General features: G+C 69.5%; 24 protein-coding genes and 5 pseudogenes. 11 read left to right on the forward strand and 18 right to left on the reverse strand.

Annotated features, from left to right (window positions below; translation table 11 throughout):
* Positions 1 to 165: 165 nt before the first annotated feature.
* Positions 166 to 350: pseudogene (locus ACWDBE_RS14030) on the forward strand (transposase); the annotation flags it as partial.
* 941 nt (positions 351 to 1,291) lie between these two features.
* Here the strand turns inward: ACWDBE_RS14030 and ACWDBE_RS14035 are convergent.
* Positions 1,292 to 1,483, reverse strand: a complete 192-nt coding sequence (locus ACWDBE_RS14035) for a hypothetical protein (protein ID WP_449783931.1) — start codon at positions 1,481 to 1,483, stop codon at positions 1,292 to 1,294.
* 109 nt (positions 1,484 to 1,592) lie between these two features.
* Positions 1,593 to 2,003 (reverse strand): hypothetical protein, encoded by a 411-nt coding sequence (locus ACWDBE_RS14040; protein WP_449783929.1) that lies wholly within the window; start codon positions 2,001 to 2,003, stop codon positions 1,593 to 1,595.
* Positions 2,004 to 2,344: 341 nt separating this feature from the next.
* Between ACWDBE_RS14040 and ACWDBE_RS14045 the strand changes: the two genes are divergently transcribed.
* The 3 genes from ACWDBE_RS14045 to ACWDBE_RS14055 all read left to right on the forward strand — a co-directional run bounded on the left by ACWDBE_RS14045 (position 2,345) and on the right by ACWDBE_RS14055 (position 3,632).
* Positions 2,345 to 2,548: a cold-shock protein gene (locus ACWDBE_RS14045; RefSeq protein ID WP_224277403.1), complete on the forward strand. Its 204-nt coding sequence runs from the start codon at positions 2,345 to 2,347 to the stop codon at positions 2,546 to 2,548.
* A 331-nt stretch (positions 2,549 to 2,879) separates the two neighbouring features.
* The gene (locus ACWDBE_RS14050) at positions 2,880 to 3,245 is read left to right on the forward strand and encodes a hypothetical protein (protein WP_449803915.1); all 366 of its coding nucleotides are present in this window, start codon (positions 2,880 to 2,882) and stop codon (positions 3,243 to 3,245) included.
* An 87-nt stretch (positions 3,246 to 3,332) separates the two neighbouring features.
* Complete coding sequence (locus ACWDBE_RS14055) at positions 3,333 to 3,632, forward strand: DUF4193 domain-containing protein (RefSeq protein WP_449783928.1); 300 nt, start codon at positions 3,333 to 3,335, stop codon at positions 3,630 to 3,632.
* 147 nt (positions 3,633 to 3,779) lie between these two features.
* On the opposite strand, the gene ACWDBE_RS14060 is transcribed toward ACWDBE_RS14055, so the two are convergent.
* Both ACWDBE_RS14060 and ACWDBE_RS14065 read right to left on the reverse strand, forming a co-directional pair.
* Positions 3,780 to 5,036: a tyrosine-type recombinase/integrase gene (locus tag ACWDBE_RS14060; RefSeq protein WP_449808109.1), complete on the reverse strand. Its 1,257-nt coding sequence runs from the start codon at positions 5,034 to 5,036 to the stop codon at positions 3,780 to 3,782.
* 1,089 nt (positions 5,037 to 6,125) lie between these two features.
* Positions 6,126 to 6,408 (reverse strand): annotated as a pseudogene (locus ACWDBE_RS14065) (integrase core domain-containing protein); the annotation flags it as partial.
* A 161-nt stretch (positions 6,409 to 6,569) separates the two neighbouring features.
* Here ACWDBE_RS14065 and ACWDBE_RS14070 point away from each other — a divergent pair.
* From ACWDBE_RS14070 to ACWDBE_RS14080, 3 genes and pseudogenes are all read left to right on the forward strand, one after another.
* On the forward strand, positions 6,570 to 6,692 hold the full coding sequence (locus ACWDBE_RS14070; RefSeq protein WP_449783926.1) for a hypothetical protein: 123 nt from the start codon (positions 6,570 to 6,572) through the stop codon (positions 6,690 to 6,692).
* A gap of 5 nt (positions 6,693 to 6,697) precedes the next feature.
* Positions 6,698 to 6,787 (forward strand): annotated as a pseudogene (locus tag ACWDBE_RS14075) (hypothetical protein); the annotation flags it as partial.
* A 21-nt stretch (positions 6,788 to 6,808) separates the two neighbouring features.
* Positions 6,809 to 7,345, forward strand: coding sequence for a DDE-type integrase/transposase/recombinase (locus tag ACWDBE_RS14080; protein ID WP_449803913.1), 537 nt, complete (start codon positions 6,809 to 6,811; stop codon positions 7,343 to 7,345).
* Here the strand turns inward: ACWDBE_RS14080 and ACWDBE_RS14085 are convergent.
* The 3 genes and pseudogenes from ACWDBE_RS14085 to ACWDBE_RS14095 form a co-directional block, all read right to left on the reverse strand.
* A complete protein-coding gene (locus tag ACWDBE_RS14085) occupies positions 7,318 to 7,566 on the reverse strand; it encodes a hypothetical protein (RefSeq protein ID WP_449783924.1) in 249 nt (82 codons plus the stop codon). The genes ACWDBE_RS14080 and ACWDBE_RS14085 overlap by 28 nt on opposite strands.
* Before the next feature lie 54 nt (positions 7,567 to 7,620).
* On the reverse strand, positions 7,621 to 8,112 hold the full coding sequence (locus tag ACWDBE_RS14090) for a DUF5994 family protein (RefSeq protein WP_449808110.1): 492 nt from the start codon (positions 8,110 to 8,112) through the stop codon (positions 7,621 to 7,623).
* 155 nt (positions 8,113 to 8,267) lie between these two features.
* Positions 8,268 to 8,396, reverse strand: a pseudogene (locus tag ACWDBE_RS14095) (serine/threonine-protein phosphatase); the annotation flags it as partial.
* 232 nt (positions 8,397 to 8,628) lie between these two features.
* Here ACWDBE_RS14095 and dnaK point away from each other — a divergent pair.
* Positions 8,629 to 10,484, forward strand: a pseudogene (gene dnaK, locus ACWDBE_RS14100) (molecular chaperone DnaK).
* A 154-nt stretch (positions 10,485 to 10,638) separates the two neighbouring features.
* Here dnaK and ACWDBE_RS14105 read toward each other — a convergent pair.
* Positions 10,639 to 10,851: a hypothetical protein gene (locus tag ACWDBE_RS14105; protein ID WP_449783922.1), complete on the reverse strand. Its 213-nt coding sequence runs from the start codon at positions 10,849 to 10,851 to the stop codon at positions 10,639 to 10,641.
* Positions 10,852 to 11,088: 237 nt separating this feature from the next.
* Positions 11,089 to 13,278, reverse strand: a complete 2,190-nt coding sequence (locus ACWDBE_RS14110) for an APC family permease (protein WP_449808164.1) — start codon at positions 13,276 to 13,278, stop codon at positions 11,089 to 11,091.
* A 394-nt stretch (positions 13,279 to 13,672) separates the two neighbouring features.
* Between ACWDBE_RS14110 and ACWDBE_RS14115 the strand changes: the two genes are divergently transcribed.
* On the forward strand, positions 13,673 to 13,924 hold the full coding sequence (locus ACWDBE_RS14115) for a hypothetical protein (protein WP_033355443.1): 252 nt from the start codon (positions 13,673 to 13,675) through the stop codon (positions 13,922 to 13,924).
* 269 nt (positions 13,925 to 14,193) lie between these two features.
* Here the strand turns inward: ACWDBE_RS14115 and ACWDBE_RS14120 are convergent, their stop codons facing one another.
* From ACWDBE_RS14120 to ACWDBE_RS14140, 5 genes are all read right to left on the reverse strand, one after another.
* Positions 14,194 to 14,670, reverse strand: a complete 477-nt coding sequence (locus ACWDBE_RS14120; protein ID WP_449808111.1) for a DUF5994 family protein — start codon at positions 14,668 to 14,670, stop codon at positions 14,194 to 14,196.
* 302 nt (positions 14,671 to 14,972) lie between these two features.
* On the reverse strand, positions 14,973 to 16,217 hold the full coding sequence (locus ACWDBE_RS14125; protein WP_449783939.1) for a PP2C family protein-serine/threonine phosphatase: 1,245 nt from the start codon (positions 16,215 to 16,217) through the stop codon (positions 14,973 to 14,975).
* Between the two features lie 1,185 nt (positions 16,218 to 17,402).
* On the reverse strand, positions 17,403 to 18,692 hold the full coding sequence (locus tag ACWDBE_RS14130; RefSeq protein WP_449808112.1) for a tyrosine-type recombinase/integrase: 1,290 nt from the start codon (positions 18,690 to 18,692) through the stop codon (positions 17,403 to 17,405).
* A gap of 213 nt (positions 18,693 to 18,905) precedes the next feature.
* Positions 18,906 to 19,211: a hypothetical protein gene (locus ACWDBE_RS14135; RefSeq protein WP_449808113.1), complete on the reverse strand. Its 306-nt coding sequence runs from the start codon at positions 19,209 to 19,211 to the stop codon at positions 18,906 to 18,908.
* Positions 19,162 to 19,425 carry a glutamate--tRNA ligase family protein gene (locus ACWDBE_RS14140; RefSeq protein WP_449808165.1) on the reverse strand — a complete coding sequence of 88 codons (264 nt, stop codon included), beginning with the start codon at positions 19,423 to 19,425 and terminating at the stop codon, positions 19,162 to 19,164. Before ACWDBE_RS14140 ends, ACWDBE_RS14135 begins: the two co-directional genes overlap by 50 nt.
* Here ACWDBE_RS14140 and ACWDBE_RS14145 point away from each other — a divergent pair.
* On the forward strand, positions 19,312 to 19,614 hold the full coding sequence (locus ACWDBE_RS14145) for a hypothetical protein (protein WP_449808168.1): 303 nt from the start codon (positions 19,312 to 19,314) through the stop codon (positions 19,612 to 19,614). The genes ACWDBE_RS14140 and ACWDBE_RS14145 overlap by 114 nt on opposite strands.
* A gap of 151 nt (positions 19,615 to 19,765) precedes the next feature.
* Here ACWDBE_RS14145 and ACWDBE_RS14150 read toward each other — a convergent pair whose 3' ends face one another.
* The 3 genes from ACWDBE_RS14150 to ACWDBE_RS14160 all read right to left on the reverse strand — a co-directional run bounded on the left by ACWDBE_RS14150 (position 19,766) and on the right by ACWDBE_RS14160 (position 22,220).
* Complete coding sequence (locus tag ACWDBE_RS14150; RefSeq protein WP_449808114.1) at positions 19,766 to 20,638, reverse strand: alpha/beta fold hydrolase; 873 nt, start codon at positions 20,636 to 20,638, stop codon at positions 19,766 to 19,768.
* A gap of 152 nt (positions 20,639 to 20,790) precedes the next feature.
* A complete protein-coding gene (locus tag ACWDBE_RS14155; RefSeq protein WP_449808115.1) occupies positions 20,791 to 21,567 on the reverse strand; it encodes an SDR family NAD(P)-dependent oxidoreductase in 777 nt (258 codons plus the stop codon).
* Positions 21,564 to 22,220: a DUF998 domain-containing protein gene (locus tag ACWDBE_RS14160; RefSeq protein ID WP_449808116.1), complete on the reverse strand. Its 657-nt coding sequence runs from the start codon at positions 22,218 to 22,220 to the stop codon at positions 21,564 to 21,566. Before ACWDBE_RS14160 ends, ACWDBE_RS14155 begins: the two co-directional genes overlap by 4 nt.
* A gap of 122 nt (positions 22,221 to 22,342) precedes the next feature.
* Here ACWDBE_RS14160 and ACWDBE_RS14165 point away from each other — a divergent pair, with 122 nt between their 5' ends.
* Positions 22,343 to 22,930, forward strand: coding sequence for a TetR/AcrR family transcriptional regulator (locus ACWDBE_RS14165; RefSeq protein WP_449808117.1), 588 nt, complete (start codon positions 22,343 to 22,345; stop codon positions 22,928 to 22,930).
* Positions 22,931 to 23,320: 390 nt separating this feature from the next.
* Here the strand turns inward: ACWDBE_RS14165 and ACWDBE_RS14170 are convergent, their stop codons facing one another.
* The gene (locus ACWDBE_RS14170) at positions 23,321 to 23,902 is read right to left on the reverse strand and encodes a TetR/AcrR family transcriptional regulator (RefSeq protein ID WP_449808118.1); all 582 of its coding nucleotides are present in this window, start codon (positions 23,900 to 23,902) and stop codon (positions 23,321 to 23,323) included.
* Positions 23,903 to 24,118 lie beyond the last annotated feature (216 nt).

Raw genomic sequence — 24,118 nt, forward strand, 5'->3', positions numbered from 1 at the left:
AGCGTTGCCGCGAACCCTGGACCACGTGTCAGGTGATGAGGCTCACCGTCGGGCGTCGGCTGTGCCTTGGGGCTGGTGGCTGCGTATTCGACTGTCGCTGGCTCGCTGCGGAACCCGCCCTCGCAGCGTCCACATTCGACGTGGCGAACTCGATCTGCGCTCCGGCTGGTGTTCGCGGACGCTGTCAACGTCAAGATCTGTGACGGGCAGGTCGCCGGCTGGCCGGTCTACGTCGTGATGGCCGTGACCGTCGAGGGGCACCGCGACATCCTCGGGATGGGCCGGCGGCGAGGGGACGAAGTGCTGGCTGTACGTGCTTCACCGGGCTGAGGGAACGCGATGCGGATGATGCTCAGGGGCCGCCCGGGCACGCACGTTTTCGGAGAGGCACTGAACGGGGCCGTTGGGAGCGGCAAGCTGCCGAAGGCCCCCGATTCGTTGCTGGACCGGCTCGAAACCGGAGGTCGACTACTTCACCCCGCTGGCGCCCTTGCGAGGCGGCATGGTGGGGGATTGGTGGGCACCTGCCATCGCCGGCACCCGCCGAGCCACCTCGGCGCGATTGTCATACGGTCGAGATGAGGCATGAATCCGACGGAGGCCGCCATGGCGAGATACAGATGGCGAGTGCGCGTGCTCTCGGCAGAGGGCAACGAAACGGTCACGCAGCCGGCTCTGCCGTACACGGACCATTTCGATGGGTCCGCTCAGGAGTACGCCGACTTCCTGGTCGGCAGGGCTCTGAAGCAAGGCCAGGAAGATGCGGGGCCGACGCGTGCCGTGCGTGTTGTTGCCGATGTCTGGGAGCCGGACGGACAGGGGCGCCCCGAGGGGCATGCTGGGTGGCCGCAGTAGCGGGCCGCTGGGGGGAGAGGCGCCATCGTGCTCCCTGGGAGGGGCACTGCCTCGCCGGGTTGAGTGGGTCGACAGGCTCTGGGCAGCACACGGACGTCCCCCAGCGCTTTCCATGGCACTGCTCACAGGCGCGGTAGGGAAGTGGCCGGCCACCCCTTGCTGCGGAGGCCGACCGGGCCACACGTGCTGAGGCACGCGAAGTGGCGGGTGCGGTCGACCTGCTGCGCAGTTCGCGGCTCCTGGCGGGGTGCGGGTGGTGCCGGAGGGGCGGACCGTGCTGGCCGACGACGTGTTCGCGGTGGGCGCCCTGGTCGGGGTGTCGGCAGACGCCCCGTACCTGGACTCGGCGTACAAGATGGTCGCCTACGACGGCCGACCGGCGATGAGGCTGTCCGTGGCGAAGGTGAGCGTGCTCGGCGCCGAGCAGGTCTACCGGCTACCCGGTCGCGCGGACATCGCCGCGCTGCGGGACGAGCCCGCGCCACGGGGAGGGCAGCCGCTGCTGGAGGACGGTGATGACAGGCGGCCGCCGTACGATCACCAGCACGCCGCGGTCGAAGCCGCGGGGCGTGCCGATCAGCGAGGACATGCCGTAGCCGAGGACGGACAGAAAGACGATCGGCTGCACGAAGCTGGAGAGGATCCGCGTGGTTGCGCGCGAAGCGGATCAGCTCGCGCTCCCAGACCATGCCGATCGTGCGCAATTCGTCGGCCGCGCCAGACGCATGCCACGTCGGTCATGGCTGGACTGTGGCGTCCGGCGGACTCTCCGGCCACACTTCGAACGCCTGGGAGAACCCCGCCGGCGGTCCAGCGCGGAATCGGTTGCGGATCAGTGCATCGACCTCGGCCACGGCATCGGCTCGGCCGCCGAGTTCCACTTTCACCGGGCCGGCACCGGTACCTGCGCGGGCAACCGGCCGTGCGGCGGCTTCTGCGATCGGCGCTGACGTGTCGACCTGCCAGCGAGTGTGGGCCACCTGATCGGCGGGTGAGACGTAGTCCCTCGCTGTGCCAGGACCAGGGACAGTGATCACCTTGAATGACTGCGCCACCGTGTCGGCGATCACGTTCGCCGCACGTGGCGCACCGGAGATCGACATGTGCACCATGGCGCTCGGTTCCCGTGAGGCACTGGTACCGGTCATCGCACTCCTTCGAGGTCGGCCCCTCTCCCAGGGTCTGCCGGCGCCAGGCCTCCCGCACCTGTTCGGCGCGGTGGTCTCGCCCCCGTTCGTGCCCGCCGGCGGCTCGGCACCGACCGAGGCGCCTACGGGTGCCGCAGCCACGCCGCTCGGTGTCCGGCTCGCCTCCCTGGCCGCGGAACCCCCCGCGGTGTAACGTTTCGATCAAGCAGTCGTGGTTCCGAAGATCTCGCCCGCGGTCACATGCCGTGGGCGTTCTTGCTGTTCGACGCCTCTCCGGACCACGGCGATCACCTCCGGGCCCGCACCAGTGGGCGCGACCAGTTCCCACGAAGGGCAAGCGCATGGCGACCGGCACCGTGAAGTGGTTCAACGCCGAGAAGGGCTTCGGCTTCATCGAGCAGGACGGCGGCGGCCCCGACGTGTTCGCCCACTACTCCAACATCGACGCTCAGGGCTTCCGTGAGCTCCAGGAGGGCCAGAAGGTGACCTTCGACGTCGTGCAGGGCCAGAAGGGCCCGCAGGCGGAGCACATCCGCCCCGCCTGACCTCCAGACATGAGCGGGTGCCCCGCACGGATCCGTGTGCGGGGCACCTCTTTGTCTCCGCCGCGCGAGTCGTACCTTCCTTGGTGGCCGTACCCGGAGATTCGTAGGGTGAGCTGACATCGGCGTGGGCCAGGTGGCCCGTCCGGGCTGGAGCGCTGGGGCCGATGGGTGGCGCAGAGGGCAACGGCGGCCTGACCCACGTCCCCTGGCACCAGGACCGGCAGGAGCTGCGCGCTCGGCGGGGTCGAGCCTGACATGCTCACGCCTACCCAGTGCTCCCGCGCGCCAACGACCGGATGCACACGGTGCCCGGGCGGGTCACGGTGGGGATATGGATCTCATCGCACTGCTGGAGCTGGACGGGTCGGCGAACATACGGCTCCTCACAGCCGACAAGCAGCCCGCCAGGCCGAAGGCACCCGTCGTCCGGGTCCACGCCGCCGCCCGTACGCCCGCCCCGGCGCAGTTCACCCTCTGCGGGCTGTCGACCCGCGGCACGCAACCCGACTCACAACACCCCGACGCATCGGGGGACTCCTGGTGGCCGCCGCGCTGGCACCGACACGCCTGCCCGGTCTGCGACACCACCGTCACCAGGCTCGACGGGAGCAATCCTCCCGTCGACACCCCCCGCCCGGGGCACCGGGCATCGACGATCGTCGGCGCGGCCCGCCATCGCCGCCGACGCGCGGGATGACGGCTCCGACCGCGCCCCATCCGCTTGAGCCCCTGCCGACCCGGCCTCACCGGGTGACTTCTGCGACCCACGCGAGGAGCGATCACTATGGCAACGGACTACGACGCCCCACGGCGCACCGAGGACGACAACGAGGAGAGCCTCGAAGAGCTGAAGTCCCGCCGTGAGGAGCGGCGACCCGGCGCGGCCGGCCTGGACGGGACCGAAGAGGTCGAGACCGTGGAGCTCCCCGGAGCCGACCTCTCCGGGGAGGATCTGACCATCAAGGTCCTGCCGGAGCAGCCGGACGAGTTCGTCTGCGCGACCTGCTACATGGTCCACCACCGCAGCCAGATCGCCCACACAGACAGCCAGGGCGGGTTGGTCTGCCGCGACTGCGCCCCCTGACAGCGGTCGCCGCGCCCACTGCGCGGACAGTGTCGGTGCAACGAGTACCGCGGTCAGGACGGCGAACCAGACCGGACGCACGACCCACCAGCGCCAGGTGCCGATGGACGGCTCAGTTGCTGCCTGATGCGAGAAGGATCGGCCCGCTCACGCCGCCTGTCCGAAGCCGTGATCGACAGCGGGATCGGTCTTTCCGGCCACCTCGGCGTCTGCCTGGTCGAGTGCGGAGGCGAGTGCCTTGACGGCGGCGTCGGCGGAGTCCTTGAGGAGGTGGCCGTAGAGGTCGACGGTGATGGCGAGGTTGGAGTGACGGAGGGTCTTGGAGACGACGGCGAGGGGGATGCCCGCGGCGATCATGATGCTGGCCGCAGTGTGGCGCAGGTCGTGCAGACCGATCTTCGGCAGGTCCAGTTCGGCGGTGCGTTTGCGGAGTTGGTCGAGGACCCACTGGGGCCGAAGGGGCTCGCCGTCCGGGCGGGCGAAGACCAGGCCTTCGAGGCGGTCGTCGGGGTGGGCGGCAATCTGGAGGGCGGCCTGGCGGTGGAGGGCTGCCATGGCTCTGGGGGAGAGGCTCACCCAGGCGCGGCTGGCTTCGGTCTTGGGTTCGCCGAGGTGGATCTTCCCGTTGTTCAAGGCCGTCAGGGTCCAGCGGACGTAGAGCTGGCGGTCCATGAGATGGACGTCGGACCAGTGCAGGGCGAGGATCTCACCGCGGCGCATGCCGGTGCCGAGCATGACCTCGAACAGGTCGGTGAGCCGGTCGGCGTAGTGCTCAGTGTTGTGCCGCAGGAAGGCCGCGGCCTCATCGGGGGTCCAGCAGGTGCGCTCGGCGGCGCGGGGCTTGGGCGGTACGGAGTGTTTGGCCGGGTTGTAGCGCAGCCGCCACGTGCGCACCGCGTGGTTCAGGGCGTTGCGCAGCATGGCCACCGCGTGGTGAACGGTGGTGCGCCCGCGGCCGGCGGCGAGCTGCGTACTCACCCAGGCGTCGATGTGCTTGGGCCGCAGGTCGACGAGCAGCATGCCGCCGAACGCGGGGACCAGGTCGCGCTCGATGCACGCCCGGTAGCCCGCCCAGGTGTTCGGGGCCAGCGCCGGGCGCTTCGCTTCCAGCCACTCGTACAGGAACAGCCCGACGCGCAGCGTGCGGTCCTCGTACACGCCCCGGTACTCGGCATCCAGCACCCGCGCCATCTCCCGGGCCGCCTCCGCCCGGCTGGCGAACCCGCCCCGCCGGCGGGTTCTGCGCTTGCCGTCCTGCAGCGCCAGGTCCACCGCGTACGTCCACCGGCCATGCGTGGTGTCGGCGGCCAGCCGCGGGCACCACGAACCCAACTGCTTCCCGCTGTTGCCGTCCTTGCACCCGCACCGCCGGTACACCCTGCCTCGCTTGGGACGCTGCGCCATGGGCTCCTCCTTGAACCAAGTGGTGATGGCGTTTCCAGAGTTGCGGTAGCGGTGGGTGTGGCGGCAGAGCGCGCGGGGCGGGGCGTGGAGCACAGGCAAGATCGACTGGCCGGGACACGCGCTGGCGACACGCCGCGAGGGTGATCACGGCGCACGTTCGGTGGGTAGGGCAGCTTGATCGCGCAGCATCGGCCCGCACGGGGTCGCTGCTCGGAAGAGTGGCCGCGTGCCGGGAGAAGGCGTCTGCCCGTCGGCCGTGGGTTGTTGGGCTCGTACAACCCGGAGCAGGCGCGGTGTGATGGCGCCGAGCCTCGGACCGGTCCCCGGAATACGCAACGCCGAGAATTCCGCGAGCCCGCAGGGAATGGGTGAGTCCGGGATTTTCGGTGGCTAATTTCTGGCTGGCGTTCGGCCCGGATCGGATTGATTTCTCCCGGCAGTTCAGGGCCCCTGTTCGATGAGTTCTGGGCGATCCTCGGGAATCGCTGGATCCTCGCTCGGAGTGGCGCTACTCTGGAGACATGAACGCCACTCGGACCCTCCGTCAAGCCCCTGACCTGGGGACCAGCTGGGGGCCACGCGTCATGCGCGCTGGCGCGTGAGGTGCGCGAAACGCACTAATCTGCACACGCACGACGTGCGTGCGAGCGCATTTCAGGCAGGAAAAGGAGAACCCTTCCTGCTGGGGGTCAAGGGGTCGCAGGTTCAAATCCTGTCGTCCCGACTGGAGTTCGCTCCAAAGTCGTAGGTCAGAGGCCGTTTTCTCGTTCACGAGGAAGCGGCCTTCGGCGTGCTCCGGACCTGCCTCTCACATTCGTCTCACGGTTTCGTGGTTCGACGCCGTGGCCGGAGGCTGATCGGCGTCGTGGGCTGGTGGCTTTATGCGCCCGTCCTGCATATATGTCCGATCTGTCGATCACTGCAGGGGTTCAATGGTTGTTCGCCGGGATCGCAGATTTTGGCTGGTGGGTTTGCATTTGACGCTTTTGCCATCGATCAAGTGCGCGCCGACAGATCCTGCGGCTGCTCAAACACCGGATGAGTCGGGCGGTGATGAGGCTGTGGGTGTCGATTGATCACCCTCCCAGCTCAGGCTGCATGTTGATACTTGTGGAGGGTGCCGCCGAGTCGGTCTCGTCGGTGGATCTCCAGGTGTCTGATCTGCCCCGCTTCGGTGATGGGTTCGGGTGGTGGATGGGGGCGGGGCGGTTTGGCTCAGGGCCCGGTGCGGTCGGTGCCCGTTGTAGAAGGACTCGAACTTGCGCAGGGTGTGGAGCAGGTGGCGCTGGTCCCGGATGAGGGCGCTGTCCAGCAGTTCGCGCCGGCAGGTCTGTATCCAGCGCTCCATGATGGAGTTCATGCGCGGCATCCGGGCTGAGCTGCTCTGGCTTTCATGGAGTCCCTGATGTCTGGGTTTGTTGCGATCCAGGCGTAGGGAGAACCACGAGCAGTGCCGGCACCACGTATGTACCCGGATGGGCTCCGTGAGCGTGCCGTGTGCGGGTCCGGCCGACCGGCCGGCCTGTCGCTCACGTGGCCCGTGACCTCGGCATCCACAACGATGCTCTGCGCCCCTGGGCCCGCCAGGCCGAGGCCGAGGCCGACGCCGGAGGGCGGGACGACCGCCTCACCGCCGGCTCCGCGACGAGGAGCTGATCCCGCTGGTCACAGCGGCGTGGGAGGACTCCGGCCGCACCTACGGCGCCCGCTGCGTCACCCGCGCCCTGATCCGGGCCGGCCACCAGGTCGCGCGGTGCGCCGTCGAGCGGCTGGTGCGCGAGATTGGCATCGAGGGCGTCGGCCGCGGACAGCGCCGCCGCACCACCGTCCCCGAGCCGGCGGCCCCGCGCCCGCCGGACCTGGTCAACCGGCGGTTCGCCGCCGAGCGCCCGCACCAGCTGTTGCTGGCCGACCTGACCTACATCCGGACCTGGTCGGGCTGGGTCTACGTTGCGTTCGCCCTGGACGCGTACTCGCGCCGGATCGTGGGCTGGCAGATTGCCACCCACATGCGCGCCGACCCGCCGCTGGACGCGCTGGAGATGGCGCTGTGGCGGCAGAAGATCGTGCTCTTCCTGATCATCGTGGCGATCATGCTCGGCTGGTCGGCGTCGTCGCCAAGGGCCTGCTCTACCTGCTGTTCATCGGCATCGTCGTACTGGCCGTCGCACTGGCCCTCTCCGCCGTCCGGTTCCGGCACGGAGGCCGGTCCGCGCACCGCTGAGCGACCAGGGCAACCGCCGCCGAGGGCCTTCGGTTCGCCCGCAGCCGCGGATCGCCGTCAGTACTCGGAGCCGCTTCGCAGGTAGGTGCCCACGACCTGGAGCCACGCCCCGGCACTGAAGCACGCCTCGATCCGGTGCGGCGTGTCCTCGAAGACCCGCAGGACGCGCAGCGCGCCACTCGGATGCAGGTCGTACTCGAAGGTGACGCCGTCGTCCGTGCCGTCCTCGTACTGCAGGTCCAGCGGCCCCTTCGACGGCTCCGCCGGCGCCCGGGCGTCGGCCGAGAGTTTCACGTAGACGGACATCTCCGCGTCCTGCCTTTCTGTCTGCCCGAGGAGCCCTGCCCACGAGGCCGTCCCTCAGGACGCTTCGGCCGGCGGCTGGGGACCGATGCCGGTGGCGATGAGGATCTGCCGTGCCGAGTCGGTTCCGCCGGCCTCGACCGCGCGGGCCATCGCGGCCAGGGCCGTCTCCTGGCTCGCCTGCGGGGGGACGACGAGCAGGCTGAAGTGATCGCGGTCGCCCCGCGTGATGATCACGGTGTCGTCGCCGACCGGGTACCGGTCGATGTGCACCGACCGGCCGTCGACGACCAGGCGGGCCGGGACGTCGTCCCAGGCTTCCGTGTCCAGGCCGACGCTCAGGATGGGGCCGAGGTGTTCGGTCAACGCGCGGACCAGGCCGGGAAGTTCGGCGCTGATGTCCCGTGAATGTGGCCACCACGCGCCGTCGAGCGCACCTTCGCGTGACTGGGTGGTCTCCAGGCGCAACAGGACCGTCCCCGGCTTCGCGGCATGCCGGAACCGGTCCGGCAGAAGCCCGTAGTGCGAAGCACCGGTTTCGTCCGACATGGCTCGCCACCTGTCCGCGGGCGCGGGCCGAGCCCGCTGAGCGAGGGCCGACCCTCAGGGCGCGGCGGCTCGGGCCGCCCCGATATCCCCACGGTACTCCGCCCGCGCCGGGCCGATCCGACCGCTCAGGAGCGCCGCGGCGGGGTGCGGGTGTCTCAGCGCCACTCGATCAGGAACAGGGTCGCGTCGTCACTCGTACGACCGCCCCGCTTCTCCTTCAGGGCGTGGGAGAGAGCGCGCACCCCGGCCCGCACCCCGGCCTGCGAGCGCTCGACGCGGTTGACCGTGTACCGCAGTGCGGAAGTCATGGCGAACCTCCTCACCACCGAGCGTTCGGGCCCCTCCCGCCCCCCGGCGGGTGGCCCGACACTCCCATCGCATCAACAGTGCAGGCGGTCGCCGCAGGCCCCCGCCAATGGGACTCCCGCCAGCCCTTGACACCGCGCAACTCACGTTTTACGAGTGAGGAAGAGGGGGTTGGCCCGGGAATCCGCTCGTGCGGGAGGAGGCGCCGCGATGGCTCGCTCCGTCGGTATCGATCTGGGCACCACGAACTCCGTCGTCTGTGTCCTGGAGGGCGGCGAGCCCACCGTCATCCCCAACGCGGAAGGGGCGCGCACCACCCCGTCAGTCGTGGCGTTCGCCAAGGGTGGCGACGTGCTGGTCGGCGAAGTCGCCAAACGCCAGGCCGTCACGAACGTGGACCGCACCGCCCGCTCCGTCAAACGCCACGTGGGCGACCCGCACTGGCGCTTCCCCGACACCGGCGACGTCGAGGGAAAGCGGTACACCGCGCAGGAGATCTCCGCCCGTGTACTGCAGAAGCTCAAGCGCGACGCCGAGGCATACCTCGGCGAAGACGTCACCGACGCCGTCGTCACCGTCCCCGCCTACTTCAACGACTCCCAGCGCACCGCCACCAAGGAAGCCGGGGAGATCGCCGGCCTGAAGGTGCTGCGCATCGTCAACGAGCCGACCGCCGCGGCCCTCGCGTACGGGCTGGACAAGGAGAGTGACCAGACGATCCTGGTCTTCGACCTCGGCGGCGGCACCTTCGACGTCTCCCTGCTGGAGATCGGCGAGGGCGTGGTGGAGGTGAAAGCCACCAACGGCGACACCCACCTCGGCGGCGACGACTGGGACCAGAAGATCGTCGACCACCTCGTCCAGCAGTTCAAGAACGGCTACGGCATCGACCTGTCGAAGGACAAGATGGCCGCGCAGCGGCTGCGCGAGGCCGCCGAGAAGGCCAAGATCGAGCTGTCTCGACGAGCGAGACGACGATCAACCTGCCGTACATCACGGCCTCCGCCGAGGGCCCGCTGCACCTGGAGGAGAAGCTCACCCGCGCCCAGTTCCAGCAGCTCACCGCCGACCTGCTGGAACGCTGCAAGACCCCGTTCCACCAGGCGGTGAACGACGCCGGGATCAAGGTGTCCGGCATCGACCACGTCATCCTCGTCGGCGGCTCGACCCGTATGCCGGCCGTCACCGGCCTGGTGAAGGAGCTGACCGGCAAGGACCCGCACAAGGGCGTCAATCCGGACGAGGTCGTCGCCATCGGCGCCTCCCTGCAGGCCGGTGTCCTCAAGGGCGAGGTCAAGGACGTCCTGCTGCTGGACGTCACTCCGCTGTCCCTCGGCATCGAGACCAAGGGCGGCATCATGACCAGGCTGATCGAGCGCAACACCACGATCCCCACCCGGCGCTCCGAGATCTTCACCACGGCCGAGGACAACCAGCCGTCCGTGCAGATCCAGGTCTACCAGGGCGAGCGCGAGATCGCCGCGTACAACAAGAAGCTCGGCATGTTCGAGCTGACCGGCCTGCCGCCGGCGCCGCGCGGCCTGCCGCAGATCGAGGTCACCTTCGACATCGACGCCAACGGCATCATGCACGTCGCGGCCAAGGACCTCGGCACCGGACGGGAACAGAGGATGACCGTCACCGGCGGCTCCTCCCTGCCCAAGCAGGACATCGAGCGCATGATGCGCGAGGCCGAGCAGCACGCCGAGGAGGACCGTCGCCGCAAGGAGGCCGCCGAGACCCGCAACCAGGCCGAACACCTCGTCTACTCCACCGAGAAACTCCTCGAGGACAACCCGGACAAGATCCCGTCAGACGTCACGTCCGAGGTGAACGAGGCCCTGGCGGACCTGAAGGCCAAGCTCAAGGGCGAGGACAGCCCGGCCGTCCGCACCTCGATGGAGCGCGCGGCCACCGTCGCACAGAAGATCGGCACCGCCCTCTACGCCCAGGCCGGCGGCCCGCAAGCCTCGGCCGGCACCGGCCCGACGCAGAGCGGCGATGAGGAAGAGGTCGTCGATGCGGAGATCGTCGACGACCAGACCCCGAAAGGAGAAACCGGATGAGCCGGCCCGCCGATCCGGGCCCGGGACGACCGCCCCGGGGGCGTCATCCGTGACAGCGGCCACCCTCCAGTCACGACAACCCGCCCCGCCCGTCCGGCGCCCGCCCCACCTGCTCACCGCGACGTACCCGCGCGAAAACAGACCTGACCGAGCCCTACTGGGAAGCGGGCTCGCCCCAGTCGATGCGTTCCACAGCGTGCGGCGGGAACGACACCCGGGATCCGTCCTTCTGAGTAACGTGCACCCATCCGTGCTCGTCGATACGGACAATTCCCTCGACCGACTCGCCGAGCGCAACGCCGGGGCTGACGTATCCCGCCCCATGGGCGAGATGCACTGTTCCGGGGTTCGCCTCAAGGCCTGCCATGACCTGATTGTCCAGGTTTGCGCCCGGGTCCACCATCGGAGCCCTGTCATGCCCGCCCAAGGGGCCTGGTGTCCACCTCCGTGCCCTGGTCGGCCCGGGGCCGACTATCCGTTGCGCCCGCCCTTGCCGAGGGTCGGCTTTTCCGGGGCGGACGAGGAACCGTCCCGGTGGCCCGACGAAGCGGATGTGCCGCTGTGCGCGGTCGGACGCGTCGGGCTGCTCGGTGCCGCCGCTGTCCTACACGTGGAACGGGACGGTCGTGACGACGACCTTCGGCAGGGGGCGCAGCGCTCTCCGTAGCCTGGCCGCGAGCCGGTTGTGCAGGAGACGGTGGCGCCGGTGCCGTACGACGATCTCCGGGAGGATGACGGTCAGGGTGAGGTCCGGGCGCTGGTGGTGCAGCGATTCGATGTAGTTGACCAGTGGTGCGACGATCGCGCGGTAGGGGGAGAGGAGGATCTTCAGCGGCAGGTGGTCGCCCCACTGGTTCCAGTACGCGCGGAAGCGTTGTGCCTCGTCCGCGCTGGGGCTGATGTGGAGCGCGAGGACGGGTTGCTGGAGCGAGGCGGCGTAGGCCAGCGTTCGCATGCCGGCCAGGTTCAGTGAGGCGATCGGCACGATCGACAGGGGGTGGATCTCCTCGGGAGTCTCCTCGCTCTCCGCTTCGGCCGTGGTCTCGGACGGCGCCCCGGGCGCGGCGCCCGGTGTCCGTGCGGTGGCTCGTGTCGCGCCGTCCCCCGAACTCGGAGGTGTGATGGTGCGGCTGGGGACTTCGACGGCATGGGGATGCAGGGCGATCGCCGCGCCGACCGTGTCGTAGTGGTGCCGGATTCGTGTCGTCACCAGGAGGAACAGTCCCACCGTGAGCACGGCGAACCAGGCGCCCTCGGTGAACTTCGTGATGCCGGCGGTGACGAAGACGATCGCCGAGAGCAGGGCGCCGGTGGCGTTGAAGGCCAGGCTCTTGCGCCAGTGGCGGTCGCGCAGGCGCCACCAGTGCACGACCATGCCTGTCTGTGACAGTGTGAAGGCGAGGAAGACGCCGACGGCATAGAGCGGGATCAGGGGGCCGGTCTTGCCGCCGAACGCCGTGTAGATCGCCGCCGCCGCGACGGAGAGCAGGATGATCCCGTTGCTGAAGGCCAGGCGGTCGCCCAGCCGCAGGAAGATCCGCGGTGCCTGGCTGTCGCGGGCCAGCAGGTACAGGACGCGGGGGAAGTCGTTGTAGGCGGTGTTGGCGGCGAGGAGCAGGATCGCCGCGGTGGCGGCCTGAGTGAAGACGTAGAAGAAACCCGAGCCGAAGGTGCGATGGGCGAGCTGTGAGAGCACCGTCTCGTTAGCGCGGGGCACGACGCCGTCGAGGTGGACCAGAGCGATGGTGCCCGCGAACAGTGCGACGAGCAGACCGATCATCCAGGTCAGTGTCGTGCGGGCGTTGCGCCACTCGGTCGGCTGGAAGGCGGGCACCGCGTTGGAGATCGCCTCGATGCCTGTCATCGCCGTCGAGCCGGAGGCGAAGGCACGCAGGACCAGGAGCAGGCTGATGCCTTCGGTCGCGGTCGGCTGTGGTGTCGCCGTCGGGTGGAAACCGTGGCCGGCCGCATCGGACAGACCCACGGCGACGAGTGTGAGGACCGTGAGGACGAAGGCGTACGTCGGTGCGGCGAACAGCGCACCCGCCTGCCGCACACCGCGCAGGTTGCCGGCGAGCAGCACAGCGATCACGGCGACGCCGATCGGCACGATGTCGGGTTCGAGCGAGGGGATCGCCGAGGTGACCGCCGCCATCCCGGAGGCGATCGAGACCGCGACCGTGAGGATGTAGTCGGTCACCAGTCCGGCGGCGGCCACCAGCCCGGGAACGCGGCCCAGGTTGGCGGTGGCGACGATGTACGAACCACCGCCGTGCGGATAGGCGCGGATCGTCTGACGGTAGGACACCCCGACCGCGAGCATCAGGAACACGATCGTCACGGCGACCGGCACCGAGTACCGCAACCCGGCGCCACCAGCGAGGACGAGGACGGCCAGCATCGCCTCAGGTCCGTACGCGACCGAGGAGAGCGCGTCGGCGGAGAGCACCGGCAACGCCACCAGCTTGCGCATCCGCTCATGCGCGATCGCGGTGCTCCTCAGCGGAGCCCCGAGCACCACGTGCCGGACCCTGGAACCGACCCGGCCGAGCCGGGAAGTCCGTGTGTCCTCGCTGGTCGCCTCAACCGCCGGTGGTCGTCCGCCAACCGCGGCGACCCGCACGAAACGACCGAAGCGGACCGGCACGATCTCCGAAGGAGCGGGATACCGACCGAGATCCGGATCCACCGGCAGCGCACGTCGCCATGCCTGCGGATCCCCGGCAACCCGACCCCACTCAAGCCCCACCCGGCGCAACACCCCGAGCTGCTCCGCATCGAGCGCCGACAGCAGGGCGTCGGGGCTCGACGCGCCGCCTTCCCGGGCACCGCCATCGTCCGGACTTGTACTCGACACAGCACACAGTGTTACGCATGGCGTCCCCTGCCCGGGGCAAGGCACACGCCGGGCCGCCGCATGCTCGGCACGGCGGGCGGCGTCGAGCACGTCGTGGCCTCGCCATTCCCGGATGTCACCTGCTTCGAACACCAGCGACCTCCGAGGTCTGTGGGCGTCTCCCATTCCCTATCGGGGGCGTGCGCGCTGCACTCGCCCGGTGCACCGACCGGGCGACTCGGTGCGATCACCGGCCGCGCGGCGGTGCTGGTGGAAGTGCCCCGGTCGCGGGCGGCCTGTCCAGCCCCTACGGTCGTGTTCTGGCACGGGCTCGTCGGAGTGGGAGGCCAGGATGCGGTACTACCGGTGGATACTCGAGACCCAGGACGACGACGGCCGCTGGTCCCAGCAGGACGGCGCTCCCATGCCGAACCCCCTGGAGTACGACGGGCCGCCGCAGCAGGCGGCGAATCACCTTCGGGACGTGTTCGTCCGCACCCTCTCCAGCCCAGCTCCCGGCCCCCGGGCGATCAGGGTCCGAGCCTGGGAGGGGCGACACTCGGTCGGCGAGCCTCAGGCCGAAACCGAGTGGTCACGCGAGTAGCGGGACCAGCCGCGGCCAGAGGGACCGGCGCGGCGCGCCGCATCACCGGTGCCTGGGCCGGACGTCCCTCCGTGCGGTGCGGCTCCGATCATCGACTGCGAGGCTGCCGAGGAGCAAGGCATGATCTGGGCGCGCGGCGGCGCATGCCCGGGCGATGTCCGCGCTCTGCCTGCATGATCCGTGGTGCCGACGGGTGCGGGAGCCGACGGGGGGAAGTCGGAGTCGGGCCCGGCGGCGAACGGAATGATTTCGTCCTCTGCCGATCGTTGTCACCCGTCGGCCCGTAGGTCTGCGGTCGGCACACCTGCGGCTGTCAGGAGGTCGGAGCCGGTGCGGGTGTTGGCCGGGTCGGACGCCGCCGTCATCAGCCACTCGGCGGCGGAGGCCTCGGCCTCGGGGGGAATCACCAGGAGCTCCAGGCGCAGAGGGATGAAGGAGCACACCATCACCTCGTCCGCGTCCTGCTCCTGTTCGAACCACCCGACGTGGATGACGTGGCCTGCGACCGGGACGCGTCGGGGGATGACCGGCCAGTGCGTCGGATTCACGGTGACACGGGTGATCTTCCCCCACGTGGGGTCCAGTGCTGCCGCCAGCGGGGGCAGCTCGCGCAGGAGGTCGTGCGAGCGCGGCCACCAGGCCCCGTCCAGCCGGCCCCGGGTGGCGCCCTCGGGTGTCAGGGAGATGCGGACCGGGGGTTCTGGCTCTGGTGGCCGGGCGGCGGTGGGATCGGAGGTCGCGGCCATGTCGAACACCCGCCTCGGGCTCGTTGTGGAGGGCCTGGTGCTGCCGCCACGGCACCGCAGTAATCCGCAGGCCGTGGACGGTGAGTTCTTCCACCGTACAGTCCGGCCACAGCCCTGACCTCCGGGGCGAGCAGGGGCCGGTCGGTGGGTCGCCGTCGGTCGACCTTCGTCTCCCGTGAAGGCCGGATCGGCGCGCCGACGGGAGTTGCCGGCAACGTCCGAACAACGCATGTACGCACGGGCGCAGCGTGTGCGCGCTGTCCCGCCGGGCGGGGCTGCGGCCGGTCTCACTGAGGGGCCGCCTACCGTTCTGGTATGGCGAGGTGATCGGCGGTGCCGCCGCGCCACTCGACCAGGAAGAGGCTGGCGTCATCGGTTGTGGTCCCACCTCTCTCCCGCATCAGGGTGTGGGAGAGGTCCCGTACCATCTCCTGCACCCCGCCACTGGCGGGCCCGACGCGCTCGATGACGGCGATCAGGCGTTCCTCGCCGAACTGCTCTCCTCCGGTCTGGTGTTCCTCGACGAGGCCGTCGGTGTAGAACAGCACCCGGTCGCCGCGCCGGAGCTTCCGCTCGCTGATCTGTGGTGTGTCACCGCCGAAGCCGACCGGCAGGGTTCCGGGGCTGTCCAGGGCCTGGATGACCCGGTGGTCGCGGATCAGCAGGGGGGCTGGGTGGCCGGCGTTGACCCATTGCAGGTGGCCTGTTCCGATGTCGAGTCGCATCATCTGCGCTGTGACGAAGTGGTCTGGGCCGAATTGCTGGTCGATGGCGGCGTCCATGAACGCGTACAGTTCGGCGAGCCCGACGCCGGCGCGCCTGGCATGCCGGTAGGCGCCCACGGCGACGGTCGCCAGGACGGCGGCGTTCAAGCCGTGGCCCATCGCGTCGATCATGGCCAGATGCAGGATGTCGTCGTTGAGGGCGTAGTCCAGGCTGTCGCCGGCGATGTTGTAGGCGGGCTCCAGGATCCCGGCGACTGCGACCTGCGGGGTGTTCATCGCCAGCGGGGGCAGCAGCGACCACTGGATCTCCGCCGCCACGCTCATCGGCTCGCGACGCCGCGCCTGGAAGAACTGGTCCGTGTAGCCGTTCTTGGTGACCAGCATGTCGGCGACCAGTCCGGCGAGACGGCGTAGCAACCGGCGGTCATTGTCATCGACGCTGTCGAGGGTGACGGCGAGCACCCCGACCTCGTCGCTGCCGTCGAGGAGCGGCAGGAACATTCGTATGCCGTCAGCCTGCGGGTGCTCGGCAGGGGTGGCACGGAGGAAGACCTCGCCGGCCCGGGAAGCGTCAATGGGCACCGGATCCCCAACGGCGAGGCCCCTGCCGGGGAGCGGCACGAGCATGAGTTGGCCGTAGTCCTGGAGAAGGATCGAGACGTCCCGGCCACCGATCGTGCGCACCTCTTCGGCCACCAGCGGAGCGATGAGCTGGGGCGGTACCTCGTGAGCCCGGTCCAGCATATGCCCCAGCAGCCGCTCACCGAATCCTTCCGACCGGTCCACCGCAGCCGTGCGGCTCTCCCGCGCGAATTCCGCCATGGGCACCTCGGTTTCCCCGCAGCAGTCCTCTTCCTCGGCCGGCTTCCTCGCCTTGCCTCTACGTGGATCGGCGCACGCCTCACCGGAATTTCCCTTGTCCCAGCATGGCACTGGACCTCACCCTGCGACACCTCAGCCAGGATGGATCTTGTCGCCGTGGGTACGGCGCAAGGTGTCTCTCGGATGACTTTTCGGTCGAACGTTACGCATGGGAATCTTCAAAATAATAATTTATGTGCACGGCGGGCTCGAATTCTCGCAGTGCGGAGTACACTGGAAAGTGCCGGGAGAAGTTACCGGTAGGGCGATCGCGAGGAGGCGAATATGCAGATCAGTGAGGCAGGATCCCTGATTCTGCGACTCGTGATCGCAAAAATGTCCGCCCTTTCGGCGGGAATATCATAGGGCGATGGGCGTCAGGGGGGCGCGGATTCAGATCCTGTTGTCCCGGTCGGCGTTGCGTACGCAGGCCGGAAGGCCGTCCCCGCAGAGATGCGGGGACGGCCTTTTCTGGGGGCGGCGCTGTGTGCCGGGCCATCGCTGATGCCGGGCGGTGGTGAAGTAGGTGGCGGAGGCTGGTGCAGCGGGGGCGGAGCGCCCGGCGCGGAGGGTGCGGTGCCGTAGAAGATTCGCCTGCTAGCCCTCGAGTGGGCTATTTGGATTCGGCGTCTTGAGGCGGGCGGTAACCTGCGGATTGGCGTGTTCTTGGCCGCAGCTTCCCATCTGCTGTCTGTTGGTGAGCGGTGCAGGATCGTTTGATCCGGAGTCGACAGCCGCAGCCGCGCCGTGACGAGGAACGACATGAGGGCCCCTGGAGAGAGCGGAACAAGTCTTACCATCAGAGGGTGAGGCAAATCACTTTCGAACTCCCGCTCGCGCGCTGCCTCTCACGCGCCTCTCACGGACTGGATGTCATGAGGTGGTATCAGGCGTCATGCGGGGTGGACGAGATAGGCCCTGACCTGCGAGATCCGGACTGGTGAGCACCTGTCGGACACTCTTTCGACCGCTGGGGGTCAAGGGGTCGCAGGTTCAAATCCTGTCGTCCCGACCGCGAGTTTTCGCAGGTCGGAGGCCGTTTCCACTGAGAAGTGGGAACGGCCTTTTCCGTGTCCTCCAGGGCTTGTGAGTGCATTGTGAGATCCGAGGCGCTTGGTCGTGTCGACTGGTTGAGCTGATTGCCAGTCAGGCTGCCTTCCGCAGGTTGTTCTCCGTGATGGTGAGCTGGTTGTGGGCGCGCGGGATGTGTGTGCTGGGCGTGATCGCTCCGGGTGGCGTGTCGAGGGTGGCGGCGGTGAGGGCTTCGTCGATGGCGTTGACGGCTCGGCGGGCGGCATCGGCGGTGAGGTGGCTGTAGATGTTCGCCGTCGTGGAGAGGGTGGAGTGCCGCAGGGTCTTGGAGACGATGGGGAGGGGGACGCCGCTGGTGATGGAGATGGTGGCGGCGAGGTGGCGCAGGTCGTGGATGGTGGTGCGGGGGAGGCCGAACTCGCGGCTGAGGTAGTGGAAGTGGTTGAGGACGTATTCGGGGTGGAGGGGTTGTCCGTCGGGGCGGTGGAAGACGTAACCGCCGTGGTTCGCGCGAGCGATGGACGGGCCCTTGTCGCCGGCGCGGTTGCGTAGGGCTGTGGCGACGCGTGGTGAGACGGCGACCCAGCCCTTGCTGCTGCGGGTCTTGGGCGCGGTGAGGACGATCTTGTTGTTGATGGCCGAGAGCGTGTAGCGGATGTAGATGACGCGTTGGGGGAGGTGGACGTCCGTCCAGTGGAGGCCGAGGGCTTCGCCTTTGCGGATGCCGGTGCCGATGAGGACTTCGATAAGGTCGGCGAAGGCCGGGTCTGTGGCGCGGCAGCGGTGGAGGAAGCGGGCGGCGTCCGGCACGGTCCAGATCTGTCGTTCGGCTGCGGCGGGGCGGGGGATGACGGTGGGCCGTGCCGGGTTGTAGGGGAGCCGGTGGCGGCGGACTGCTTCGCCGAGGGCACTGGAGAGCGTGGCGAGAATGTGGTGGACGGTCACCCTGCCGCGTCCGTCGGCGAGTTGGGGGTGGGTGAAAGCGGCGATGTGGGAGTACTGGAGGTCGTCGAGTCTCACTTGCCCCAAGGCCGGGATGAGGTCTGGGGTGACGTAGTCGCGGTAGCGGACGTAGGTGGTGGGCTTGAGGGTGAGCTTCTTGTCCTTGAGCCAGGCAGTGAGGTACTCGGCGACGGTCTGGTTGGGGTCGGCGGTGAAGCCGGCGGCCTTGCTTTCGATCAGCCGCCGCCGCAGGGCGGCACGGGCCTCGTCGGCGGTGGGGTAGCCGCCGCGGCGGATGATGGTGCGGTGCTTGGTGGGGGAGGGCAGGTCGAGGGCGAAGGTCCAGGTGCCGTGATCGGGGTCGGTGGCGAGCTTGGGGCAGTGGGCTCCGAGTTGCTTGCCGTTCTGGTCGCGGCAGCCGCACCGGCGGTAGACGTGCCCGCCGTGGGCTGCGGAGCGCATGGTGATCGCTTCGGTTCTTCTTGAGATATAAATTGTCATGTACACGATCTCTCTCTTTCGTGCGAAAGTCGAGAGTGCGGGATCACTTAGCGCTCACGGAGAGGTGAAAATGGTCTCTGACCTGCGCGGATTCCTTGTTGTGGCGCCAAGTGCGCTCCGTCGCCACGTTCGGCCTCGCGGTGTCGGTTGCATGGGGCAGGCGGGTGTCGTGAGCTACGCGGTCACCGTGGACACCAGCCGACCCGACGGCACCCCCGAACTCGACGAGCTGCAGCCGCGGGCGTCGTCCATCTCCTGCGCGAGGCCTTTGACGCGATCGAGGCCGTCGAGGGGGAGGAACCGTACGACGTAGGGCGTGCCGGTGGTGAGCTGTTCGCGGACCGCGTCGCTGTCGGCGTCGCGCCAGGGGGTCCACTGGCCGTAGTAGCCGCTGGGGGCCTTCTTGGCGAGCTGGTCGGCGCGCAGGGCCTCATGCTCGTCCCGGGTGGCGAAGCACGGGTAGGCCAGGCCTTGGCGCATGAGTTCGCGGACGTGTCCGGTAGATACGGGCGCGCTTGGACTGGGTGTAGGGGCCGTAGCGGCCGGTGGTGTCGGTCTCGTCGGAGGTGACGCGGAAGTGATGGAAGGCGCGGTCGAAGCGTTGGACGGCGCCGTCGACTTCGCGGGCCTGGTCGGTGTCCTCGATGCGGACGAAGTAGATGCCGCCGCCCTGGTGGGCGACGGCCGCGTCGATCGCGGCGGCGTGGATACCGCCGATGTGGGCGCGACCTGCCCGCTGGGGCCGAAGCTCGGCCCCAGCGGGCAGGTCGCGCGGCGGGTACTGCTGTCGCCAGAAGGCCGGCGCGACCACGTGGCGGCCGGCGGCGCCAGCGCGTGGGTCACGCCGGAGAAGCCCGAGGCGTCGGAGAAGCCTCGTGCATGAGTACGACGGTGGGCCTCGTGGCTTGGGACATCGTCGTGCTCCTCCGTGGTCGGGAATCGGTGGACGGGTGCGTCTCCCGTCGCGCGTGTGCTGCCCGGCAGGGTGCGTTCCCGGCAGGATCGTCGCCTGTCGGGAACGCATCGGGCTGGTGTCAGCGGGCGGTGGCCCGGGCAGCGTGTTCGATCAGGTTGGTGACTGCTCCGGGGTTGGTGAGCATGATCAGGTGGGGGCCGTTGACCTCGACGGTGTGCGCGTGGGCCCGAGTGGCCATGAACTCTTCGAGGGCCGGGGCGATGGCGTGGTCGCCTTCGGCCACCACGTACCACGACGGGATCGTCTGCCACGCCGGCGTGCCGGAGGTCTCGGTCACCGCGTCGAGGCTCAGCGGCCGTTGCTCGGCGGCCAGCGCCTCCTCCTGGTCGAGCGGGAGTTCATTGTCCAGGAAGGCGCCGGGGTACTGGGCCGGGTCGATGGTCAGCTCCGTGCCAGTGGAGCCGTCGGCATTCGGGTAGCTCGTCGCGATGGCAGGGAGCGCGGGGATGGTCTTGCCCAGCGGTGATCCGTTGAGGCTGGCCAGCGAGTCGCCCTTGGCCGGTGCGAAGGCGGCGATGTAGACCAGGGCCTTGACGTTGGGGTCGCCCTGGACGGCGTTGGTGATCACGGCGCCGCCGTAGGAGTGGCCCACCAGGATGACCGGGCCCTTGATCTGGTCCAGGACGCTGTGGATGTACTGCGCGTCCGAGTCCAGGCCGCGCAGCGGGTTCGGCGGTGCCTTGACCGGGAAGCCAGCCGCCTCCAACCGTTCGATGACCGGGGTCCAGCCGGCGGCGTCCGCCCACGCACCGTGGACCAGCACGATGGTGGGCTTGGCTCCGTGCCAGTCCGCGATGGCCTGGGTCTGTGCCGAGACGGCGTTGGCCTGAGACGGCCTGGCCTGGGCACTGGACGTGACCGCGACCGTCGACAGCCCGGTGGTCGCGACCGCCGCCGCGACCAGGCCGGCGATCCGTGCGTTGGGTTTCATCGCCGTTTCTCTCCCGCTTCGGTAGGGGTTGGGTAGTGCGATTGCGGCATCGGTTCCGCCCGGGGCCGGCGCCCACGGCAGCCGGTCGCTCCGGGGGATCGACGGGACGGGCCGGCCATGCGTGGGGCGCGCAGGCCGGCCCGTCCGTGGCCCTATCGGGTGGCCAGGTATCCCCCGTCGACCGGAAGGGTCACGCCGTGGATGTGCGAGGCCTGGCTGCTGGCCAGGAACACGACCACGTCGGCGACCTCGTCGGAGGTGCCCGGTCGGCCGGCCGGGGTGGCGGCCGTGTATCCGCGCAGCGCGTGGTGGGACGCGGCGTTCTCCTCGGTCATCGTCGGGCCGGGCGCCACCGCGTTGACCCGGATGCCTTTGGGTGCCAACTCCGCGGCCCACGAGGCGGTCAGCGAGTGGAGCGCCGCCTTGGTCGCCCCGTACAGTGCCGCGACGGACATGCCGATCGCGCCGTTGATCGACCCGACGTTGACCACCGCGCCGCCGCCGGCCTCGATCATGGCCGGGACCAGGGCCGCGGTCAGCAGGGCCGGCGCCTTGATGTTCACCGCCAGGGCCAGGTCCGCCAGTTGCTCGTCCACCTCGGTGAGCGACTGCGCGGGGATGAGCAGCGCCGCGTTGTTGACCAGCACGTCGATCGGTCCACCCGCCGCCTCGACCGCGGCCTGTGCCAGGTATGTGGCCGCCCGGGCTCCTTCGGCCAGGTTGGCGCGTACGAAGTGTGCCGTGCCGCCCGCCGAGCGGATCTCGTCGACCACCTTGTCACCGGTGTCCTTGTTGCGGCCGGAGACGAGCACGGTGGCGCCCTCGCGGGCCAGGGCCGTGGCGATCGACCGGCCGATGCCGGAGGTTGAGCCGGTGACCAGGGCACGGCGGCCGACCAGACGCTGCGCGGAGTTGGGCAGAGCGCTCACGATGCAAGCCTTTCAGGGGTGTTGTGCGCGGGAGGGAGGGCGTTCCGGCGGGGCGGGCGGATCAGCAGGACCACCCTGAGCAGCAGCTCGAACGTCAGAATCGTGTACACCGAGATGCGCTCGGGCACTCCTCCGTAGGAGTTGTAGAGCGGCCGGTCGGCCTGCAGGAGCACGAATGCGGCCAGTCCGAGGATCCCGAGCGCGGCGCCGGCTGCGCGAAGCCACCGGGGGGCGCCCATGGCTGCGCCGCGTGTGCCGACCAGGAACGGGATCATGTTCCCGGCGATGATGGCGGCGGTCGCGCCGATGCTGTGGACCACGATCACGCCGTTGTGCAGAGCGGCGGAGGACTCGTGGAAGAAGCCGAGGAGGATCACGCCCACGCCGTGGGCGATCGCCAGTCCGAGCAGCATGCGTGTGGATCGTCCCGGGTTCACGGCGCTGAGCAGCAGCACACTGGCTGCGATGAACAGTGCTCCCTGGGCGATGAATGCGGCGTCCATCACCAGGTGCAGCGGCGAGTCGACGATCCTGCCCTGGAAGACGTCCCCGGGGACCGGGTTGCCCAGGTCGCTGATGAAGTCGACGGCGTAGTCGTACGAGGAGTTGTGCCAGGCCGCGGCGGCGACGTGTTCCAGCACGGCGTACTGCACAGCGGCGAGCGTGAAGAGTGCTCCTGCGCCGCGTGTGCGGGCTGCGGGGTTTTGGACTTTCACGTCCATAAGGCTGGCACGCAAAATTTGGACTATCAAGTCCAGAAAACTAGGCTTGCTCCATGCCTACGCGTAAGGGAGAAGCGACCAAGGCCCGCATCGTCGAGGCCGCGGCGGACCTGCTGATCGCCGCGAACGACATCAACCTCGACGAGGTCATGCGGCTGACCCGCACCAGCAAGGGACAGGTGTTCCACTACTTCCCCGGCGGGAAGGAGGAACTGCGTCGCGCGGCCGCCGAACGCCACCTCGCACGACTTGCCCAGGCCGATGCACCCGCGGTGCCGTTGGCCACGTGGCAGGACTGGGAGTCCTGGATCGAGCAGATTCTGCGGCTGCACGAGCAGCAGGGGCGCGACGACGCCTGCGAGGTCGCGGCCCTGGCGGGCCGGGCGCTGGACACCGACCGGATCACCCGGGACCTGGCAGGCCGGATGTACGAACAATGGGCTGCCGAGCTGGTGGATCAGCTCGCCGCCATGCAGGCAAGCGGTCTGCTGCGCGAAGGCGCCCCCGTCACCGAGCTAGCCTCCGCGATGCTCGCCGCACTCCAAGGCGGTGCGGTCATCGACAAGGCGACTGGATCCCATCAACACCTCGCTCGCGCAATGCGGCAGACTCTCGTCCTGCTCCGCTCCTACGCTGCATAGCGGTTTCTCTGTGCCCTGCCGATCCGGCGTGGTCATGGGACATATCTGCGCAACCTTGACCCGCGTGGACCGCGCTGTGGCTGCCGTCACACACACGTGACGGCGGCGCATTCCTGGGTCGGCCAGGATACGACGGGCAGGTGAGGGTCAGGGCGTACGGGGCAAGCGCGGGTCATGGGGCGCAGTCCTGCCTATGGTGCGGGAGCGTGCGGAGGCTGGTTCCGCACATCGTCATCCGCCGCAGCAATCTGCGAAATGCCGGGATCTCTATCGCTGACCAGGTGGGGCCCGAAGCCCCGTGCGGGCGGGGCGCCGAGTTGGGCGAAGACTGTTCGGGCCGACCCGCTGCTGACTGCTGCCGAGCCGGCCTCCTCGGCCCCCAGCGCGGCGCTATGTTCTCGGCGCCGTGGGGCGCATGCCTTCGAGCAGGGTGGCGAGGTAACGGTGGGCGGTTTCGGCCCTGTCAGCGGGAGTGCCGCCGTGGACACCCACGGCGTGGGCGATGCCGCACATGAGCGGGACCAGGTCGTCGGCGGTGAGGTCGGGGCGGACGGCCCCGGCTTCACGGGCGCGGTCGAGAAGTGTGGTGCCGGCCAGCGTGAGTGACTCTTTGAGTTCCGTGGTGCGCGGCAGGGCGTCCGCAGCCGCAGCGGCCACGGGAGGCAGGGCGGCGTCGGTGAGCTGCGCTTCGACGACACGGGCGAGGAAGCTCTCTAGCGCCCGCCAGGGGTCGGTGTCGGCCAACGCCTGTTCGCCGTAGGTGGCGAGGGCTTCCAGGCAGGGGGTGGCGACGGTCTCCAGCAGCGCCTCGGGGGTGGGGAAGTGCCGGTAGACCGTGGCGACCCCGAGGCCTGCTCGGCGTGCGACGTCGTTGAGCTGCAGTGCGGCGCCCTGGTCGACCAGGGCGCGGGCGATGGCGACGATCCGTTCCCAGTTGCGGGCGGCGTCCTTGCGCAGCGGTGTGGTCGTCACGGGGGAGGTATCCAGATTGCTCGTCCTGATTCACGGGCTCGTCAAGTGATCATATGCGGGCGCTCCCGGGCGGCTGGTCTCAGGGTGGTGGGGGGGGGGGGGGGCGCCCCCCCCCCCCCCCGCCCCCGGGGGGGGGGGGGGGGGGGGTGGGGGGGGGGGCCCCCCCCGGGGCGGGGGGGGGGGCGCCCCCCCCGGCCGGGCGGCCGGCCTGTGCCG

The sequence above is a fragment of the Kitasatospora sp. NPDC001132 genome, assembly GCF_053598415.1.

What these genes read in the sequence shown, in the direction of transcription:
- ACWDBE_RS14040 (WP_449783929.1), bottom strand. Translation starts at nt 2,003, where the DNA reads ATGACCGGTACCAGTGCCTCACGGGAACCGAGCGCCATGGTGCACATG.
- ACWDBE_RS14045 (WP_224277403.1), top strand. Translation starts at nt 2,345, where the DNA reads ATGGCGACCGGCACCGTGAAGTGGTTCAACGCCGAGAAGGGCTTCGGC.
- ACWDBE_RS14050 (WP_449803915.1), top strand. Translation starts at nt 2,880, where the DNA reads ATGGATCTCATCGCACTGCTGGAGCTGGACGGGTCGGCGAACATACGG.
- ACWDBE_RS14055 (WP_449783928.1), top strand. Translation starts at nt 3,333, where the DNA reads ATGGCAACGGACTACGACGCCCCACGGCGCACCGAGGACGACAACGAG.
- ACWDBE_RS14060 (WP_449808109.1), bottom strand. Translation starts at nt 5,036, where the DNA reads ATGGCGCAGCGTCCCAAGCGAGGCAGGGTGTACCGGCGGTGCGGGTGC.
- ACWDBE_RS14085 (WP_449783924.1), bottom strand. Translation starts at nt 7,566, where the DNA reads ATGTCCGTCTACGTGAAACTCTCGGCCGACGCCCGGGCGCCGGCGGAG.
- ACWDBE_RS14090 (WP_449808110.1), bottom strand. Translation starts at nt 8,112, where the DNA reads ATGTCGGACGAAACCGGTGCTTCGCACTACGGGCTTCTGCCGGACCGG.
- ACWDBE_RS14105 (WP_449783922.1), bottom strand. Translation starts at nt 10,851, where the DNA reads ATGGCAGGCCTTGAGGCGAACCCCGGAACAGTGCATCTCGCCCATGGG.
- ACWDBE_RS14115 (WP_033355443.1), top strand. Translation starts at nt 13,673, where the DNA reads ATGCGGTACTACCGGTGGATACTCGAGACCCAGGACGACGACGGCCGC.
- ACWDBE_RS14120 (WP_449808111.1), bottom strand. Translation starts at nt 14,670, where the DNA reads ATGGCCGCGACCTCCGATCCCACCGCCGCCCGGCCACCAGAGCCAGAA.
- ACWDBE_RS14125 (WP_449783939.1), bottom strand. Translation starts at nt 16,217, where the DNA reads ATGGCGGAATTCGCGCGGGAGAGCCGCACGGCTGCGGTGGACCGGTCG.
- ACWDBE_RS14130 (WP_449808112.1), bottom strand. Translation starts at nt 18,692, where the DNA reads ATGCGCTCCGCAGCCCACGGCGGGCACGTCTACCGCCGGTGCGGCTGC.
- ACWDBE_RS14135 (WP_449808113.1), bottom strand. Translation starts at nt 19,211, where the DNA reads ATGCGCCAAGGCCTGGCCTACCCGTGCTTCGCCACCCGGGACGAGCAT.
- ACWDBE_RS14145 (WP_449808168.1), top strand. Translation starts at nt 19,312, where the DNA reads ATGGAAGGCGCGGTCGAAGCGTTGGACGGCGCCGTCGACTTCGCGGGC.
- ACWDBE_RS14150 (WP_449808114.1), bottom strand. Translation starts at nt 20,638, where the DNA reads ATGAAACCCAACGCACGGATCGCCGGCCTGGTCGCGGCGGCGGTCGCG.
- ACWDBE_RS14165 (WP_449808117.1), top strand. Translation starts at nt 22,343, where the DNA reads ATGCCTACGCGTAAGGGAGAAGCGACCAAGGCCCGCATCGTCGAGGCC.